Genomic DNA, 16247 nt, shown 5'->3' with positions numbered 1-16247 from the left:
AATGGGCGGGCATGGTGGGTTTGTTCATACCTTCTCAGCGTCCGGTGGTGATGTGCCGCGCCGCAGCGCGCGCCGTGAGAATGCAGCCAGGTAAAAAGGTGCCTTCCAGCGAGCGTTTGCCACTGGCGCCGCCGCCGCCAAAGCCCGCCGCCTCGCCCACGCAGTACAGGCCGGGGATGGGCTGGTCGGCGCCGTCGAGCACGCGGCTTGCCAGGTCGGTGCGCAGGCCGCCCAAGCTCTTGCGCGTGATGAGCTGCATCTGGATGGCGATGTACGGCCCGCTGCCTGCCTTTTGCAGCGGCGCGGGCGCGCAGGTGCGCAGCTTGTCGGGCCCCCACTGGCGCGCGTGCAGGATGCGGCGGATCTGGTCGTCGTTGTGCAGCTTGGCGCCGTTCGCAAAATTGGCGTCAAAGGTGTCGGCCGTGGCCTGCAGCACGGCGGGCTGCACGTCGTTGGTGCCAGCCAGCGCGTTCATCTTCGCGGCCAGCCCCGCCAGCGTGTCGTCCACCAAAAAGTGTTTGCTCTCGGCGGCCATCTGCTTCACCAACCGGTGGTTGCCCAGCAACGTCTCTTTGAGGAAAGCGGGGAACTGCATGTCGCGGATGCGCTGGTTGTGCTCGGCGCCGGAAATGGCGAACTCCTTGGCCGCGATGCGCCAGTTCAGCAGGTGCCAGGTCCAGGGCTTCTCTTGCGCGGCCACTTGCTGGCACAGCCAGTGGGTGTCGAAACCGGTGACCAGCGGTTCCGGTCCGATGCGTTCGCCCCGGTGGTTGAGCCACAGCGCCGATTTGCACGGAATGGTGGACAGGCCATGCCCCTCGAAATGCGGAAAAGGGTGCGGAAAACCGGCTGCGTAGTTCCACATCTCGCCTGCGTGGGTGATCTGCGCGCCCCAGCGATCGGCGGCGTGGTGGTGCATCGCTCCGTCGGCAAAGGGGTGTGCGCCATTGAGCAGGGTGGCGGGCAGGGGGCGGTTGGTGGGCCAGTTGGCGCGGGTTTGCGCGTGGCCGCCGTTGATGCCGCCCATGGCCAGCACCACCACAGCAGCCGTCAGCCGCACCTCGGCACCGGTGTCCTCGTTCACCGCCAGCACGCCGGACGTGCGGCCTTGCTGCAAATCCAGCGCACTGGCGCGGTGGCGGTGCAGCACGGTGAGCCGCCCGCCCGTGTCGGCCTGGCGCATCGCGGCGATCATGCGGCGCGTGAGCTCGCGTGCCGTGCCCCAGATGATGTGGTAGCGCGGCACGCTGTTGCCCTCGCCATGCCGCCCGCGCTCGATCCAGTTGACCGCAGGCATGAATTTGACGCCCTCGCCCAGCAGCCAGTCGTACACCTCGGCGCGTGAATGCTCGACGTAGTAGCGCGCCCACTGCTGCGGATAGGTGTCGGCCGGGTCCATCTCGCCAAATCGCACCCAGTCGCGCAGCGCGGCCTCGGGCGAGTCGGGGATCTTCATGCGTGCCTGCAGCGCCGTGCCCACCAGCGCCATGCCGCCAAACGCCCACAGGGCGAGGCCTCCCAGGCGCTCGGGGGCATCGCGGTCCACCAGCGCCACGGACTGGCCCGCGCGCAGGGCTTCGAGCGCGGTGACGATGCCGGCCAGCCCGCCGCCAACGATCACCACATCATGGTGCTGTGCTGCCATGGTTTGTCTCCTGTTTGTGGAACCTGTGCGGTTCTCTGTAAGGTTCTTTGTGCGCCAGACGATAGCGTTTTATGATCGCTCCAGCCTTGACCTTGGAGACCATGCATGTTGACTTTGGAGACCGATCGTGACCTTTCCTCAGGGCGACGACGGGCATGACGGTGTTGAAGCCATGTGTTCCCCATGAACAGGGCGTGAACCATTTACTGGCGCCCAGCGTTGCGATGAGCTGGGTCAATACCGTCGTGGCGGCTGCCGAGCGCCAGGGCCTGGCGCGCGGGCGGCTGCTGGCACGCGCGGGTCTGGCAAGCGGTTGCCTGGACGCACCGCGCTGGCCCATCGACGACATCACACGCCTGTGGCGTGCGGCCGCCGAGCTGACGTGCGACCCGGCTTTCGGCCTGAACGCCGGGCGCACGGTGGGGCCAGGCAGCTTCAATGTGGTCGGTTTCATCTTGCTGTCGTCGTCCACGCTGCGCAATGCCATCGGCCTGCTGCAGCAGTACCAGCGGCTCATCAGCGATGGCGGGCGCTTCCAGATCCTGGCCGGCGAGCACCAGAGCTGGGTGGTGTACCACCCGCAGCAGGGCGAGCTGGCTTTCAGTGCGCACCAGGTTGAGGCCGTGCTGGCGGCCACGGTGAGCTTCAGCCACTGGGTTTCGGGTCACGCCGTGCAGCCGCTGCGAGTGCAGTTCACCCACCGGCAACTGGGGCCGCTGCCCGGCTACGCCGCGGTGTTCGAGACCGAGGTGGAGTTCGAGCAGGCTTTCAACGGCCTGCTGCTGGCCAATGCCGTGCTGGATGCGCCCTTGCCGCAGGCCGATGCGGCGCTCTCCGGCCTGCACCGCGCCCACGCCTCGGCCCAGCTGGCGGCGTTGTCGGTGCCCCAGGGCCTGAGCTCGCGCGTGGAGCAATGGCTGGCGGGTGCCATCGACAGGGGCGTGACCGAGCGTGCGCAGGCTGCGCGCCAGTTCGGCCTGACCGAGCGGGCGTTTGCCCGGCGGCTCACGGCCGAGGGCGTGCACTATTCGGATTTGCTGGACAGTGCGCGCCGGGCGCTGGCGTGCCGGGCCGTGGCAGACGGTGCGCAACCGTTCGTCGTCATCGCGCGCAGGCTGGGGTTTTCGGAGGCCAGCGCATTCAACCGGGCGTTTCGGCGCTGGACAGGGTGTGCGCCCGGGGACTGGCAGGCGCGAGCCATGCAAGGCAGTGGGGACGCTGCGCCCTGTGCCAACGATTGATAGTAAAAAACGGCTGAAACGCTTGCTGCATAAGCGCAAGCAGCTCTCTTTTTAGGAGCTTTTGCGGTGCTGGGCTGCGTTCTGCGCTGCCAGCCGGGCGTTGAAGCCCGAACGCTCCATCAGCGAGCGCGGCTGCTCTTGGGCATCCTGCACGCACAGCACGCCGCCGCGTTGGCCCACGGCTTTCAGAATCTGCTCCAGACCTTCCAGGCCCGTGGTGTCCAGGGCAAACAGGTCGCGCGCGTTCAGTACCACTTCGGGGCCTTCGGGGCCAGCCTCCACGGCCTGCACAATGGGGTCGATCTTGGCGGCAGCCCCAAAAAACAGCGCACCGTGCAGGCGCCAGGCCAAGCGGGGGCGGGGGCCTGCCGCTAGGAGCCTGTCGGACGTGGAAATCGTCGGCTGCAAATCGGCCGCAGCGGTCCATTTTTCACCGTCTTTTTGCCCCATAGCCCCGCTATGGGGCTGCAAATCCGGCGAAAACTGTCCTCGCTGGGTCCGATTTTCGCTTTCGACGCTCCAAGTCCGACAGGCTCCTGGTGCCAATTCCCCCTGGTCAGCGGCCGGGGCCGTGGCCGTGGTGGCGCGGGGCAACTCGGGCTCGGCGCGGAACAGTGCGCTCATGCGCCGCACAAACAGCACGCAGGCCAGCCCCAGCCCCACCTCCACCGCCACCGTGAGGTCAAACACCACGGTCAGGAAGAACGTGCCCAGCATGAGCAGCCGGTAGTGGTTGCTGAAATGCTTGAGGCGCACAAACTCGTGCCACTCGCCCATGTTCCAGGCCACATAAAGCAGGATGCCCGCCAGCACCGCCAGCGGGATGTGCAGGGCCAGCGGCGCGGCCAGCAGCACGATGAGCGCCAGCGTGGCAGCGTGCACGATGCCGGCGATGGGGCTGGTGGCGCCCGCGCGCAGGTTGGTCACGGTGCGCGCAATGGTGCCGGTAGCGGGCATGCCCCCAAAGAACGGCACGATGAAATTGGCAACGCCCTGGGCCATGAGCTCCTGGTTGGGGTCGTGCTTCTTGTGGTGCGGGTTGGTGGCCAGCTGGTCGGCTACGCGCGCGCACAGCAGCGACTCGATGGCGCCCAGTAGCGCAATGGTGACGGTGGGCGTGACCAGCAGGCGCACGGTGTCCCACGAAAAATCGGGCAACGCAAACGCTGGCGCCTGCTGCGGAATGCCGCCAAAGCGCGAGCCAATCGTCTCCACTGGGTAGTCCATCACATAGGCCAGCGCGGTCAGGGTGATCAGGGCCACCACGGGCGCAGGCACGCGTGCAAAAGAGCGCACGGTGTGGCCCTCGGCAATGCGCAGCACCGGCGAGCCGTGCATGAACAGGCGCGGCCACAGGAACAGGCCGCCCAGGCACAGCCCGCCCAGCCCCAGCGCATAGGGGTTCAGCGTGCCGATGTGCTGGCCCAGCACATGAACCTGCGAGAAAAAGTTGCCCGGCATCTTGTCGATGGACAGCCCCAGCCAGTCCTTCACCTGCGACAGCGCGATCAGCACCGCAATGCCGTTGGTGAAGCCGATGACGATGCTCACCGGCACGAAGCGCACCAGGCTGCCCAGCTTGAACATCCCGAGCAGGAACAGCAGCACCCCCGCACAGGCCGTAGAAATCAGCAGGTTGGCCACGCCATAGCGCTCGACGATGCCGTAGACGATGACGATGAACGCCCCGGCCGGCCCGCCAATCTGCACATTGGTGCCGCCCAGCAGCGCAATGAGGAAGCCGCCGATGATGGCCGTCCACAACCCCGCCTCGGGCTTGAGGCCGCTGGCGATGGCAAACGCCATGGCCAGCGGCAGCGCGACGATGCCCACCGTGACACCTGCGCCCACATCGGCGAGCCAGCGGTTGCGGCTGTAGCCGCGCAGGGCATCCAGCAGACGGGGGCGGAAGGCAAACGAGAAACGCATGGATGGAGAGGGAGTGGGTAAAGAACGAAGGCCCAAGCCGGTGCGCCAGTGTAGTGAGCCGGTGACAAAGTGCAACCGTAGCGGCCGCACCCCGATCGCCTGCCGTCGATCCTGTCGCTATTTTTTTAATAGCTTATAGCGCTTGATTGGTAAGCACTGCAGGCCGATATGATCGAAAATCGTGCGGCGGGCTCGGTTGGCGCAGCGGTCAGCCGCCCCGCCGTCTGGCGCGTTGCTTGCTTGCCTCCATCCCATGAATCCACCCATGTCTGACGCCTCCGCCCCGCCATCCTCCCTGCGCCACGGCACGTTTGAAGATGCGCAGGCACTGTTTGCCGGCACCCTGTTTGTGGCCATGGCACTCATGCTGTTCAACCAGGCGGGGTTGCTGGTGGGGGGCACGGCGGGTGTGGCGTTTTTGCTGCACTACGTCACGGGCATCTCGTTTGGCAAACTCTTCTTTGTTGTCAACCTGCCGTTCTACTGGTTTGCATGGACGCGCATGGGCCGCGAGTTCACCATCAAGACTTTTGTCTGCGTGGCCCTGCTGTCACTGCTGACGGAGCTCTTCCCGCACGTCATGCATGTGGACTACCTGAACCCGCTGTTCGCCTCGCTGCTGGGCGGGTTGCTGCTGGGCACGGGCTGCCTGTTTTTGGCGCGCCACCGCTCCAGCCTGGGGGGTGCCACGGTGATATCGCTGTACCTGCAAGCCCGTTACGGCATGCGTGCAGGCAAGGTGCAGATGATGATCGACGGCACTGTGGTGCTGTTGGCACTTTTCATCGTGCCGGTGGAGCGCGTGGCGTATTCGGTGCTGGCGGTGCTGGTGATGAGCGGCTTTTTGTGGATCAGCCACCGGCCGGGGCGCTATACCGGAGAGTGAGCGGGGGGCGGGTTGGACTGGGGCAGTGTGCCCGGCAGAGCGGGCGGTGCGGATTGCTCTGCGGGCGCCGGGCGGATGGACTCCCTGATCTGGATGCCGCTGCTGTCCGCCGCTGTCCCGTCACTGGACAGGGCATCGACGGCCATTCCCACGCCCTTGCCCACCACCTTGGCAGTGCCCACGGCAGCATCCGCCGCCAAGCCCACGGCGGTGGCCGTGACGCTAACGGCCGTGGCGGTCACCGCCACCACCGTGCAGCCGGCCAGCAATTGCGGCAGCAGCAAGGCGCCCGCCAGAGCACAGGCCAGACAGCGCATGGGCCGGGTCGCTTTTAGCGCACCCGCATGCCTGGCGTTGCACCCGGCCAGGGGTTCAGCACAAAAATCCCTGGGTTCGCCTTCTCGTCACCATGGCTCGCCGCCAGTACCATGCCCTCGCTCACGCCAAACTTCATCTTGCGCGGCGCGAGGTTGGCCACCATCACGGTGTGCTTGCCAATCAGGTCTGCGGGTTGGTAGGCGCTGGCGATGCCGCTGAACACGTTGCGGGTTTTGCCCTCGCCCACATCCAGCGTCAGGCGCAGCAGCTTGGTCGAGCCTTCCACGGCTTCGCAGTTCACGATCAGCGCGATGCGCAGGTCGATCTTGGTGAAGTCGTCGATGGTGATGGCGGGGGCCAGTTCTTCGCCGCCGGGTGCTACTGTTTCAGTAGCTGCCTGCGATTGATCTGCCTGTGCTGGAGGCTCAAACAATGCTTCAAGCTGCTTGATGTCCACGCGCTGCATCAGGTGCTTGTATTCGCCGATCACATGGCCCTGGCCCAGCATCACCTGCGCGCTGGCGAAGGTGAAGGGCTCGACCTTCAAAAAGGCCTCGACCTGCGCGGCCAGCGCTGGCAGCACGGGCTTGAGCAGGATGGTGAGCAGGCGGAAGGCCTCGATGCAGGTCGTGCATACGTCCTGCAGGCGGGCTTCCATGCCTTCCTGTTTGGCCAGCTCCCAGGGCTTGTTCTGGTCCACGTAGGCGTTCACGCGGTCGGTCAGCAGCATGGTTTCGCGCAGGGCCTTGCCGTATTCGCGCTCGGCCAGCAGCTCGATGATGGAGGGCGCCACGGTGCGCAGGTGCTCCAGCAGCGCGTCGCCGTCGGCCGAGACTTCGCCGAGCTGGCCGCCAAAGCGCTTGCTGATGAAGCCCGCCGCGCGGCTGGCGATGTTGACGTACTTGCCGATCAGGTCGCTGTTGACGCGCAGCATGAAGTCTTCGGCGTTGAAGTCGATGTCCTCGTTGCGGCTGCTCAGCTTGGTGGCCAGGTAGTAGCGCAGCCACTCGGCATTCATGCCCAGGCCCAGGTACTTGAGCGGGTCCAGGCCGGTGCCCCGGCTCTTGCTCATCTTCTCGCCGTTGTTCACGGTGAGGAAGCCGTGCACGAACACCGAGTCGGGCACCTTGCGGCCGCTGAACTTGAGCGTGGCGGGCCAGAACAGGGTGTGGAAGGTGACGATGTCCTTGCCGATGAAGTGGTACTGCTCCAGCGCCGGGTCGGCCATGTAGGCCTCGTAGTCCTGGCCGCGCTTGGTGAGCAGGTTCTTCAGCGAGGCCAGGTAGCCGATGGGCGCGTCCAGCCAGACATAGAAGTACTTACCCGGCGCGTCGGGGATCTCGATGCCGAAGTAGGGCGCGTCGCGCGAGATGTCCCAGTCGCCCAGGCCTTCGCTGGTGCTGCCGTCGGGGTTGGTGCGCACGGTGAACCATTCGCGCACCTTGTTGGCCACTTCGGTTTGCAGGCGGCCGCTTTGCGTCCAGTCTTCCAAAAATGCCACGCAACGCGGGTCCGACAGCTTGAAGAAGAAATGCTCCGAGCTTTTGAGCAGCGGCTTGGCGCCCGAGAGTGCGGAGTAAGGGTTGATGAGGTCGGTGGGCGCGTAGACGGCGCCGCAGACCTCGCAGTTGTCGCCGTACTGGTCCTTGGCGTGGCACTTGGGGCACTCGCCCTTGATGAAGCGGTCGGGCAGGAACATGTTCTTCTCGGGGTCGAAGAACTGCTCGATGGTGCGGGTTTCGATCAGGCCGTTGGCCTTGAGGCCGCGGTAGATGTCCTGGGCCAGCTCGTGGTTCTCGGGCGCGTCGGTGCTGTGCCAGTTGTCGAACTCGATGTGAAAGCCATCGAGGTACTGCTTGCGCCCGGCGGCGATGTCGGCCACGAACTGCTGCGGCGTCTTGCCGGCCTTCTCGGCCGCGATCATGATGGGCGCGCCGTGGGTGTCGTCGGCGCCGACGAAGTTCACCGCGTTGCCCAGCAGCCGCTGCGTGCGCACCCAGATGTCGGCCTGGATGTATTCCATGATGTGGCCGATGTGGAAGTTGCCGTTGGCGTAGGGCAGGGCGGTGGTGACGAAGAGTTTGCGTGCGGATGACGTCATGAAAGCGGCTTTCTCAGGCGGAACCCGCGATTTTAGGCGTTTAAAGAGCCATGGTTGTGGCGGGTTCTTTTACGCCATGTCAGGCCGGAAGGCGGGTGCGCAACGCGGCGCCGGTGTCTTTCCAGCCAAAGAAGCGGCATACGTCGGCGCGCCGGGCCAGGGTGTCAGCCCGGCCCAGGGCCATCAGTTCCCGCGTGTAACCCTGTTCGAACAGCAGGTAGCTGGCCAGAGCAGCGCCGCGCACGTCGGCCATGTTCGAGGTGACGCCCAGGGCACCCAGCATGGTGCGCACGGGGCCGGGCAGGTCGCCCACATGGCGGGCGGCGATGGCATCGAGCCGCTGCGAGGGGGCGATGACGAGCAGCTCGACAGGCCGCAGCGCGCTGTGGGTGCGCTTTTCTTCAGGAATCAGCGACAGCGTCTGGTTGATGCGCTGCACGCGCTCCACATCGACCGACAGCGCATCCAGAAAGATGTTGGACAGCGCGTGCCCGGCAATCTGCGCCAGCGAGGGGTAACTGGGGGAGGGCGGGGCGGTGCTGTCGCCCCGGGGCTCGTGCATGCGGCCCGCGCCGATCACCAGCACGCGCTCGGCCCCCAGGTGAATGGCCGCCGCGATGGGTGCCGACTGGCGCATGGAGCCGTCGCCAAAGTATTCGGTGTGGCCGTCGATGGTGATGCCCTTGGCCGGAAACACAAAGGGAATGGCCGAAGAGGCCAGCAGGTGCTCGTGCGTGATGCGGTCGCGCGCCGCCTTGCGCTGCGAGCGCACCCAGGGCTGCACAGCCTGGGCCGATTCATAAAAGGTGACATGCTCGCCCGAGCTGTAGCTCGACGCCGTCACCGCCAGGGCCGTGAGATGGCACTTTTGCATCAGCCGGGGCAGGCGCATGAGCGGCACCATTTTGGCCAGCAGTTTTTCGAGCGGCGCGTTGTCCAGCAGCGAGCGCGGGCGCAGGCGGCGCCAGCGGGCCAGCGCCCAGCCCAGCGACACCAGCGTGAGCCAGCGCGCACCGCTGCGCATCACCGAGAGCGAGTCGGCGCCATACACCTGGTGCGCATGGAACTGGCGCCATACGCGGGCGATGCGGCGCACGGTGCGGTCGAAATCATCAGCGCCGCAGGCCAGCGCGGCGGCGTTGATGGCCCCCGCCGACGTGCCCGTGATGATGGGGAACGGGTTGGGCTCGCGACCCGCGCCGCACGCCTGGCGCAGGTCGGCAATGGCCTCCAGCACGCCCATCTGGTAGGCGGCCCGCGCCCCGCCTCCGGTAAGCAGCAGGCCCGTGCGGGGTGATGGGGATTTGGGAGCCTTGGGCGCTGGGGTGCGTGCTGGGGTGGGCGGTGGCATGGCGCGGGGAGGCGGTTTTTGGGGTGGGCGTTGTCGCCGCGTCAGGACTTGGCCAGCAGCAGGGCAGCCAGTGCGTTGTCCTGCACGATGGTGATGCTGTTGTCGCGCGCATACAGCCGGGCGTTGTCACTGAGGCTGCCCTGGGCCAGCACATACAGCCCCGCAGTGGCGCCGCGTTGCTCCATGGCGGCGCGCAGCTCGCGCAGCGGCTCCACGCCATGGGTGGCGGCTTTCCAGCGGCGCGCGCTGGCCAGCGTGGTGCTGCCGCTCTTGGTCAGGCAGAAATCGGCGGCACCGCCGTCGAGTTGCTGCACCTCAAAACCGCCCTGGCGCCACGCGGCGTCCAGGGTGTCGGCAAAGCCGCGCCAGGGCATGGTCTGCGCCGCCTGCAGGGCTTGTGCCACACGCGCCGGGCTGGGCGCGTGCAGCTGCCGCCACGCCGCCATGCAGCCCACCACAAAGATCGGCAGGCCGCCCAGCGCCCCCACCACCGCATATTGCGCGGGCAGCAGGGCAAAGGCCACCAGCGCGATCAGGCCCACCAGCGCAAAGCTGATCCACCAGGGCGAGCGCAGCAGCACGGCAAACAGGGAGTTGGGCGGCATCTTGAATTTCACGGAAGTCCTTTTGTTGTCGGGGTGGTGGGCGGCTGGCGGGCGCAGGCATTGTCCTGCAACGCATGGGGTTGAGTCGCTTGGATAGACTACCCGCCCCACAGGAGTTATTTGAATGGCAGTCACCGAACAAGGCCTTTTGGCCGCGCTCACCAGCGTGCAGGACCCCCACACGGGCCAGGATTTCGTCAGCACCCGCGCCTTGCGCAATGTGCAGATTCATGGCGGCGATGTAGCCTTTGATGTCGAGCTGGGTTACCCGGCCAAGAGCCTGCTGCCCGAGCTGCGCCGCAGCCTGGTGGCCGCCGCCAAGGGAGTGGCGGGCGTGGAGAACGTCTCGGTCAACATCACCACCAAGGTAGTGGCCCACGCCGTGCAGCGCGGCGTGCAACTGCTTCCGCAGGTCAAGAACATCATTGCCGTGGCATCGGGCAAGGGCGGTGTTGGCAAAAGCACCACCGCAGCCAACCTGGCGCTGGCCCTGGCGGCCGAAGGCGCCAGCGTGGGTGTGCTGGACGCCGACATCTATGGCCCCAGCCAGCCCATGATGATGGGCATCAACCGCCGCCCCGAAAGCGATGACGGCAAGACCATGGAGCCGCTCGAGAACTACGGCGTGCAGGTCATGTCCATCGGTTTCCTGGTGGACCAGGACGAAGCGATGATCTGGCGCGGCCCCATGGCCACGCAGGCGCTGGAGCAACTGCTGCGCCAGACCAACTGGAAAGACCTCGATTACCTCATCATCGACATGCCGCCCGGCACGGGTGACATCCAGCTCACGCTGAGCCAGCGCGTGCCCATGACGGGCGCCGTGATCGTCACCACGCCGCAGGACATCGCCCTGCTCGACGCCAAGAAGGGCATCAAGATGTTCGAGAAGGTGGGCGTCCCCATCCTGGGCATCGTCGAGAACATGGCGGCCCACGTGTGCAGCAACTGCGGCCATGTGGAGCACATCTTCGGCGCCGATGGCGGCAAGAAGATGGCGGCCGACTACGGCATGGACTACCTGGGCGCGCTGCCGCTGGACATGAGCATCCGCCTGCAGGCCGACAGCGGCAAACCCACCGTGGTGGCCGACCCGGATGGCGAGGTGGCGCAGATCTACAAGAAGGTGGCGCGCGAGGTGGCGGTGAAGATCGCCCGGCAGGCGAAAGACTTTTCGAGCAAGTTCCCCACCATCTCGATCAGCAAGAACACCTGAGCGCCGGGCGGATCGGGCGGTGGCCGTGGCGGCTCCGTGCGGTGGGGACGCGGCATTGACGCGGCTGCAAGCGGCCGCCACACTGCCTGCGGTTGACGCTTTTCGCTTGATGGCCCCATGAAATCCACCCCCGAAGCCCCCACCGTGGCCGCCGTGTCCGTTGATGACATGCGCGAGCGCATTCGCCGCAAAAGCCACCTCAAGGGCCGCCAGCCCGAAGACGCCGCCATGGCCGAGGTGGCGCAGTTGCTGGGCCCGCGCCCGGCCACAGGCTTGCGGCGCGACCTGCTCATTGAGTATCTGCACCGCCTGAACGACCACTTTGGCGTGCTGCACGACCGGCACCTGGTGGCGCTGGCCCGGCAGATGAATCTGCCCATGGCCGAGGTATACGAGGTGGCCAGCTTCTATCACCACTTCGACATCGTGCGTGGCGACGACGCTGTGGCCCCGCGCCTGGTGCTGCGCGTGTGCGACAGCCTCAGCTGCAGCCTGGCCGGTGCACGCGAACTGTTGGCTGCGTTGCCCGAGCGCCTGCGTGCGATGAACCTGGGTGGAGGGCTGGGCGATGTGCAGGTACAGGCTGTGCCCTGCGTGGGCCGCTGCGAGCAGGCGCCGGTGGCTGTGGTGCACCAGTGCCCGGTGCCGCGCGCCACGGTCGATGCGGTGCTGGACGCCGTCAATTTGAAGCCAAATCGGGCTCTGGCGCTTCATCCACAAGCTCAAGCAGCTATTAATTTTGACGTTGCGACGCTGGCCGGGCAAAGTGTGCCGGTGCAGCCGGACGGGGTCAGCCCCGCCCACACCGACCTCGCCACCTACCGCGCCCACGGCGGTTATCAGACGGCCGCAGCGTTGGTCAATGGCGAGATGGATGCTGAGGCCGTGCTGACCGCCATGGAGAACTCGGGCCTGCGCGGCCTGGGCGGCGCGGGATTTCCGGCAGGGCGCAAGTGGCGCATTGTTCGGGATCAGCCCGCGCCGCGCCTGATGGCGGTGAACATTGACGAAGGCGAGCCCGGCACCTTCAAGGACCGCACCTACCTCGAACGCGACCCACACCGTTTTCTGGAGGGCGTGCTCATCGCGGCCCAGGTGGTGGGCACCGAGTCCGTCTACATCTACCTGCGCGACGAATACCACGGCTGCCGCGCGCAGCTGCAAGCGGCGCTGGATGACCTGCGCACCGAGCCACCATGCCCGCTGCCGCACATCGAACTGCGGCGCGGCGCGGGTGCCTACATCTGCGGCGAAGAGTCGGCCATGATCGAGAGCATTGAAGGTAAGCGTGGCGAACCCCGCATGCGCCCGCCCTACATCGCGCAGGTGGGCCTGTTCGGCCGCCCCACGCTGGAGCACAACTTTGAAACCCTGTACTGGGTGCGCGACATTGTCGAGCGCGGCCCGCAGTGGTTTGCCAGCTTTGGCCGCCACGGCCGCAAAGGGCTGCGCAGTTTCAGCGTGAGCGGGCGCGTGAAGCACCCTGGCGTCAAGCTGGCGCCTGCGGGCATCACCGTGCAGGAACTCATCGACGAATTCTGCGGCGGCATGGCGGACGGCCACCAGCTCTACGCCTACCTGCCGGGCGGTGCCTCGGGCGGCATCCTGCCTGCCAGCCTGGCCAACATCCCGCTCGACTTTGACACCCTGCAGCCCTATGGTTGCTTCATCGGCTCGGCCGCCGTCATCGTGCTCAGCCAGCACGATCGGGCGCGGGATGCGGCGCTGAACGTGATGCGGTTTTTTGAACACGAAAGCTGCGGCCAATGCACGCCCTGCCGCGTGGGCACGGCCAAGGCGGCCACGCTGATGCAGGCACCGCAGTGGGATGCTGACTTGCTGGACGACCTGGCGCAGGTGATGGCCGATGCATCCATTTGCGGGTTGGGGCAGGCGGCGCCCAACCCCATCCGCTGCATCCACAAATACTTTGCGCACGAAGTGGGTGCCGGGCCCTGGCCGGGCGACCTGCCCAAGCCGCGCAACAGCCCGCTGGCCGAGCAACTGCCTGGAGGGGCGAAGCCATGAGCGCGGTGTTGACCTCTTGCGCCACACCCGTCGAGCCCGGCGTGGCTTTTGAGCTGGATGGCCAGCCCGTCACAGCCCACCCCGGCGAAACCATTTTGAAAGCCGCGCAGCGCCACGGCGTGGAGATCCCGCACTTGTGCTACAGCGACGGCCTGCGCCCCGATGGCAACTGCCGCGCCTGCGTGGTCGAGATCGCGGGCGAGCGCACGCTGGCACCCAGCTGCTGCCGTGCCCCGACGCCGGGCATGAAGGTGCAGGCGGCCAGCCCGCGCGCCCGCAAGAGCCAGCAAATGGTGGTGGAGATGCTGCTGTCGGACATGCCCGATATGGGTTACCGGTGGAACGACGAACAGAAAAATACTCCTGAATTAATAGCTGTTAGCGTTTATCCAGAAAGCGCTAGAGGCCAATTTGACTCTAAAACTCCAGAATCGACAGGTCAACACGGCGAGCTGAGCGAATGGGCCACCCGCCTGGGCGTGGCAGCGCGGCCCGCGCTGAAAGCCCTGCGCCGCCAGCAGCCCGCGCCCGATCTGAGCCACCCCGCCATGGCGGTGAACCTGGACGCCTGCATCCAGTGCAACCGCTGCGTGCGCGCCTGCCGTGAAGAGCAGGTCAACGACGTGATCGGCTACGCGCTGCGTGGTGCCGACAGCAAGATCGTCTTCGACCTCGACGACCCCATGGCAGAGAGCATCTGCGTGGCCTGCGGCGAATGCGTGAAGGCCTGCCCCACGGGCGCGCTCAGCCCCAAGACGCACATTGGCTCCCAAAAGGTGGACCGCAAGGTCGATTCGGTCTGCCCGTTCTGCGGCGTGGGCTGCCTCATCACCTACAACGTGCGCGACGAAAAAATCATCAGCGTCGAAGGCCGCGACGGCCCGGCCAACCATGGCCGCCTGTGCGTGAAGGGGCGCTTTGGTTTCGACTACGCCCACCACCCCGACCGCCTGACGGTGCCGCTGATCCGCAAGCCCGGCGTGCCGAAAGAGGTGCAGCCCTACGGTGCCGACTGGCGGGCGGTGTTCCGCGAGGCCAGCTGGGACGAGGCGCTCGATCTGGCCGCCGGCACGCTGAAGTCACTGCGCGACACGCACGGCCCCAAGGCGCTGGCGGGCTTTGGCTCGGCCAAGGGCAGCAACGAAGAGGCCTACTTGTTCCAGAAACTCGTGCGCACCGGCTTTGGCAGCAACAACGTGGACCACTGCACGCGGCTGTGCCACGCCTCCAGCGTGGCCGCGCTGCTCGAAGGTGTGGGCTCGGGCGCAGTGAGCAACCCGGTGAACGACGTGGAGCATGCCGAGCTGATCTTCGTGATCGGCTCCAACCCCACAGCCAACCACCCCGTGGCCGCCACCTGGATGAAGAACGCCGCAAAACGTGGCGCCAAGATCGTGCTGGCCGACCCCCGCATCACCGACTTGCGAACCCACGCCTGGCGCACGCTGCAGTTCAAGGCCGACACCGACGTGGCCCTGCTCAACGCACTGATCCACACGGTGATCGACGAAGGCCTGGTGGATGAGGCATTTATCCGCGATCGCACCAACAATTTCGAGGCGCTCAAGGCCAACGTGATGGGCTGCAGCCCCGAGGCCATGGCGCCGGTGTGCGGCATCCCGGCCGAGACACTGCGCGAGGTGGCGCGTGCGTTTGCGCAGGCCAAGGCCTCAATGATCCTCTGGGGCATGGGCGTGAGCCAGCACATCCACGGCACCGACAACGCGCGCTGCCTGATCGCGCTGTGCGCCGTCACCGGCCAGATCGGCAAGCCCGGCTCGGGCCTGCACCCGCTGCGTGGCCAGAACAACGTGCAGGGCGCAAGTGACGCGGGGCTCATCCCCATGATGTTCCCCAACTACCAGCGCGTGGACAACGCCGGGGCGCATGCGTGGTTTGAAGGCTTCTGGGGCACCCAACTCGATGACGCGCCCGGCTACACGGTGGTCGAAATCATGCACAAGGCGCTGGCGCCTGACAGCGACCCGCACAAGGTGCGCGGCATGTACATCATGGGTGAGAACCCTGCGATGAGCGACCCCGACCTGAACCATGCGCGCCACGCGCTGGCCAGCCTGCAGCACCTGGTGGTGCAGGACATTTTTTTGACCGAAACCGCCTGGCTGGCCGACGTGGTGCTGCCCGCGAGCGCCTGGCCCGAAAAGACCGGCACGGCCAGCAACACCGACCGCATGGTGCAGATGGGCCGCCGCGCGTTGAACCCGCCCGGTGATGCTCAGCCTGATCTGTGGATCATCCAGCAACTTGCTCGACGGATGGGCTTGGACTGGAACTACGAAGGCGAGGAATCTGGCGTAGCCGCCGTGTACGACGAAATGCGCCAGGCCATGCACGCGAGCATCGAGGGCATCACCTGGAACCGGCTGGAGCGCGATTCGAGCGTGACTTACCCCTGCCTCACCGAAGACGACCCGGGCCAGCCCATCGTCTTTACCGAGAAATTTCCTACGCCCACGGGCCGCCTCACGCTGGTGCCTGCCAGTGGGACGCCGGCGGCAGAGAAGCCCGATGCCGAGTTTCCGCTGGTGCTCATCACCGGCCGCCAGCTGGAGCACTGGCACACCGGCAGCATGACGCGGCGCAGCACGGTGCTGGACGCGATCGAGCCCATGGCCACGGCCTCCGTGCACGGCGACGAGCTTGCACGGCTGGGCGTGGCGCCGGGCGCGTTGGTGGGCATCCGATCGCGGCGCGGCATGGTGAAGGTGCGGCTGCGGCGCGACGACGGCACGCCGCGCGGCACGGTCTTCATGCCCTTCGCGTATGTGGAGGCTGCGGCCAATCTGCTGACCAACGCGGCGCTCGATCCGTTTGGCAAGATCCCCGAGTTCAAATATTGCGCCGTGGCCATCACCGTGCTGCCACCATCAGCGCAATGACGCAGACGAGGGCTTTGCCCGCGGGTG

11 protein-coding genes are annotated in these 16247 nt (G+C 66.6%); 5 read left to right on the top strand and 6 right to left on the bottom strand.

Annotated features, from left to right (window positions below):
* Nucleotides 1-34: 34 nt before the first annotated feature.
* Nucleotides 35-1645, bottom strand: a complete 1611-nt coding sequence (locus B7Y64_RS02910) for an FAD-binding protein (protein ID WP_291325704.1) — start codon at nt 1643-1645, stop codon at nt 35-37.
* 194 nt (nt 1646-1839) lie between these two features.
* Here B7Y64_RS02910 and B7Y64_RS02905 point away from each other — a divergent pair, with 194 nt between their 5' ends.
* Nucleotides 1840-2886: an AraC family transcriptional regulator gene (locus B7Y64_RS02905; protein WP_291325702.1), complete on the top strand. Its 1047-nt coding sequence runs from the start codon at nt 1840-1842 to the stop codon at nt 2884-2886.
* A 51-nt stretch (nt 2887-2937) separates the two neighbouring features.
* Here the strand turns inward: B7Y64_RS02905 and B7Y64_RS02900 are convergent, their stop codons facing one another.
* On the bottom strand, nt 2938-4815 hold the full coding sequence (locus tag B7Y64_RS02900) for a SulP family inorganic anion transporter (protein WP_024816098.1): 1878 nt from the start codon (nt 4813-4815) through the stop codon (nt 2938-2940).
* Nucleotides 4816-5068: 253 nt separating this feature from the next.
* On the opposite strand from B7Y64_RS02900, the gene B7Y64_RS02895 reads away from it, so the two are divergent.
* A complete protein-coding gene (locus tag B7Y64_RS02895) occupies nt 5069-5701 on the top strand; it encodes a YitT family protein (protein WP_035242170.1) in 633 nt (210 codons plus the stop codon).
* On the opposite strand, the gene B7Y64_RS02890 is transcribed toward B7Y64_RS02895, so the two are convergent.
* The 4 genes from B7Y64_RS02890 to B7Y64_RS02875 form a co-directional block, all read right to left on the bottom strand.
* Complete coding sequence (locus B7Y64_RS02890) at nt 5686-6018, bottom strand: hypothetical protein (RefSeq protein ID WP_291325700.1); 333 nt, start codon at nt 6016-6018, stop codon at nt 5686-5688. The two genes, B7Y64_RS02895 and B7Y64_RS02890, sit on opposite strands and share 16 nt — an antisense overlap.
* Nucleotides 6019-6032: 14 nt before the next feature.
* Nucleotides 6033-8120 carry a methionine--tRNA ligase gene (gene metG / locus B7Y64_RS02885; RefSeq protein ID WP_291328337.1) on the bottom strand — a complete coding sequence of 696 codons (2088 nt, stop codon included), beginning with the start codon at nt 8118-8120 and terminating at the stop codon, nt 6033-6035.
* 79 nt (nt 8121-8199) lie between these two features.
* Nucleotides 8200-9471: a patatin-like phospholipase family protein gene (locus B7Y64_RS02880; RefSeq protein ID WP_291325698.1), complete on the bottom strand. Its 1272-nt coding sequence runs from the start codon at nt 9469-9471 to the stop codon at nt 8200-8202.
* A gap of 41 nt (nt 9472-9512) precedes the next feature.
* Nucleotides 9513-10076, bottom strand: a complete 564-nt coding sequence (locus tag B7Y64_RS02875) for a restriction endonuclease (RefSeq protein WP_024816093.1) — start codon at nt 10074-10076, stop codon at nt 9513-9515.
* A 124-nt stretch (nt 10077-10200) separates the two neighbouring features.
* Here B7Y64_RS02875 and apbC point away from each other — a divergent pair, with 124 nt between their 5' ends.
* From apbC to fdhF, 3 genes are all read left to right on the top strand, one after another.
* Nucleotides 10201-11292, top strand: coding sequence for an iron-sulfur cluster carrier protein ApbC (gene apbC / locus B7Y64_RS02870; RefSeq protein ID WP_291325697.1), 1092 nt, complete (start codon nt 10201-10203; stop codon nt 11290-11292).
* Nucleotides 11293-11409: 117 nt separating this feature from the next.
* A complete protein-coding gene (locus B7Y64_RS02865; RefSeq protein ID WP_291325695.1) occupies nt 11410-13320 on the top strand; it encodes an NADH-ubiquinone oxidoreductase-F iron-sulfur binding region domain-containing protein in 1911 nt (636 codons plus the stop codon).
* The gene (fdhF, locus tag B7Y64_RS02860) at nt 13317-16220 is read left to right on the top strand and encodes a formate dehydrogenase subunit alpha (RefSeq protein WP_291325693.1); all 2904 of its coding nucleotides are present in this window, start codon (nt 13317-13319) and stop codon (nt 16218-16220) included. The genes B7Y64_RS02865 and fdhF overlap by 4 nt, the downstream gene beginning before the upstream one ends.
* The last annotated feature ends 27 nt before the right edge of the window (nt 16221-16247 follow it).

It is taken from the genome of Acidovorax sp. 35-64-16 (assembly GCF_002281195.1).
GTDB lineage: Bacteria > Pseudomonadota > Gammaproteobacteria > Burkholderiales > Burkholderiaceae_C > Acidovorax > Acidovorax defluvii.
The sequence above is the reverse complement of the archived record's forward strand: the minus strand, read 5'-3'. Positions and strand labels throughout refer to the sequence as shown.

Excerpts from the sequence above, each read along its gene's own strand:
- B7Y64_RS02880 (WP_291325698.1), bottom strand. The coding sequence starts at position 9,471 with ATGCCACCGCCCACCCCAGCACGCACCCCAGCGCCCAAGGCTCCCAAA.
- B7Y64_RS02875 (WP_024816093.1), bottom strand. The coding sequence starts at position 10,076 with ATGCCGCCCAACTCCCTGTTTGCCGTGCTGCTGCGCTCGCCCTGGTGG.
- B7Y64_RS02895 (WP_035242170.1), top strand. The coding sequence starts at position 5,069 with ATGAATCCACCCATGTCTGACGCCTCCGCCCCGCCATCCTCCCTGCGC.
- B7Y64_RS02900 (WP_024816098.1), bottom strand. The coding sequence starts at position 4,815 with ATGCGTTTCTCGTTTGCCTTCCGCCCCCGTCTGCTGGATGCCCTGCGC.
- metG (WP_291328337.1), bottom strand. The coding sequence starts at position 8,120 with ATGACGTCATCCGCACGCAAACTCTTCGTCACCACCGCCCTGCCCTAC.
- B7Y64_RS02910 (WP_291325704.1), bottom strand. The coding sequence starts at position 1,645 with ATGGCAGCACAGCACCATGATGTGGTGATCGTTGGCGGCGGGCTGGCC.
- apbC (WP_291325697.1), top strand. The coding sequence starts at position 10,201 with ATGGCAGTCACCGAACAAGGCCTTTTGGCCGCGCTCACCAGCGTGCAG.
- B7Y64_RS02890 (WP_291325700.1), bottom strand. The coding sequence starts at position 6,018 with ATGCGCTGTCTGGCCTGTGCTCTGGCGGGCGCCTTGCTGCTGCCGCAA.
- fdhF (WP_291325693.1), top strand. The coding sequence starts at position 13,317 with ATGAGCGCGGTGTTGACCTCTTGCGCCACACCCGTCGAGCCCGGCGTG.
- B7Y64_RS02865 (WP_291325695.1), top strand. The coding sequence starts at position 11,410 with ATGAAATCCACCCCCGAAGCCCCCACCGTGGCCGCCGTGTCCGTTGAT.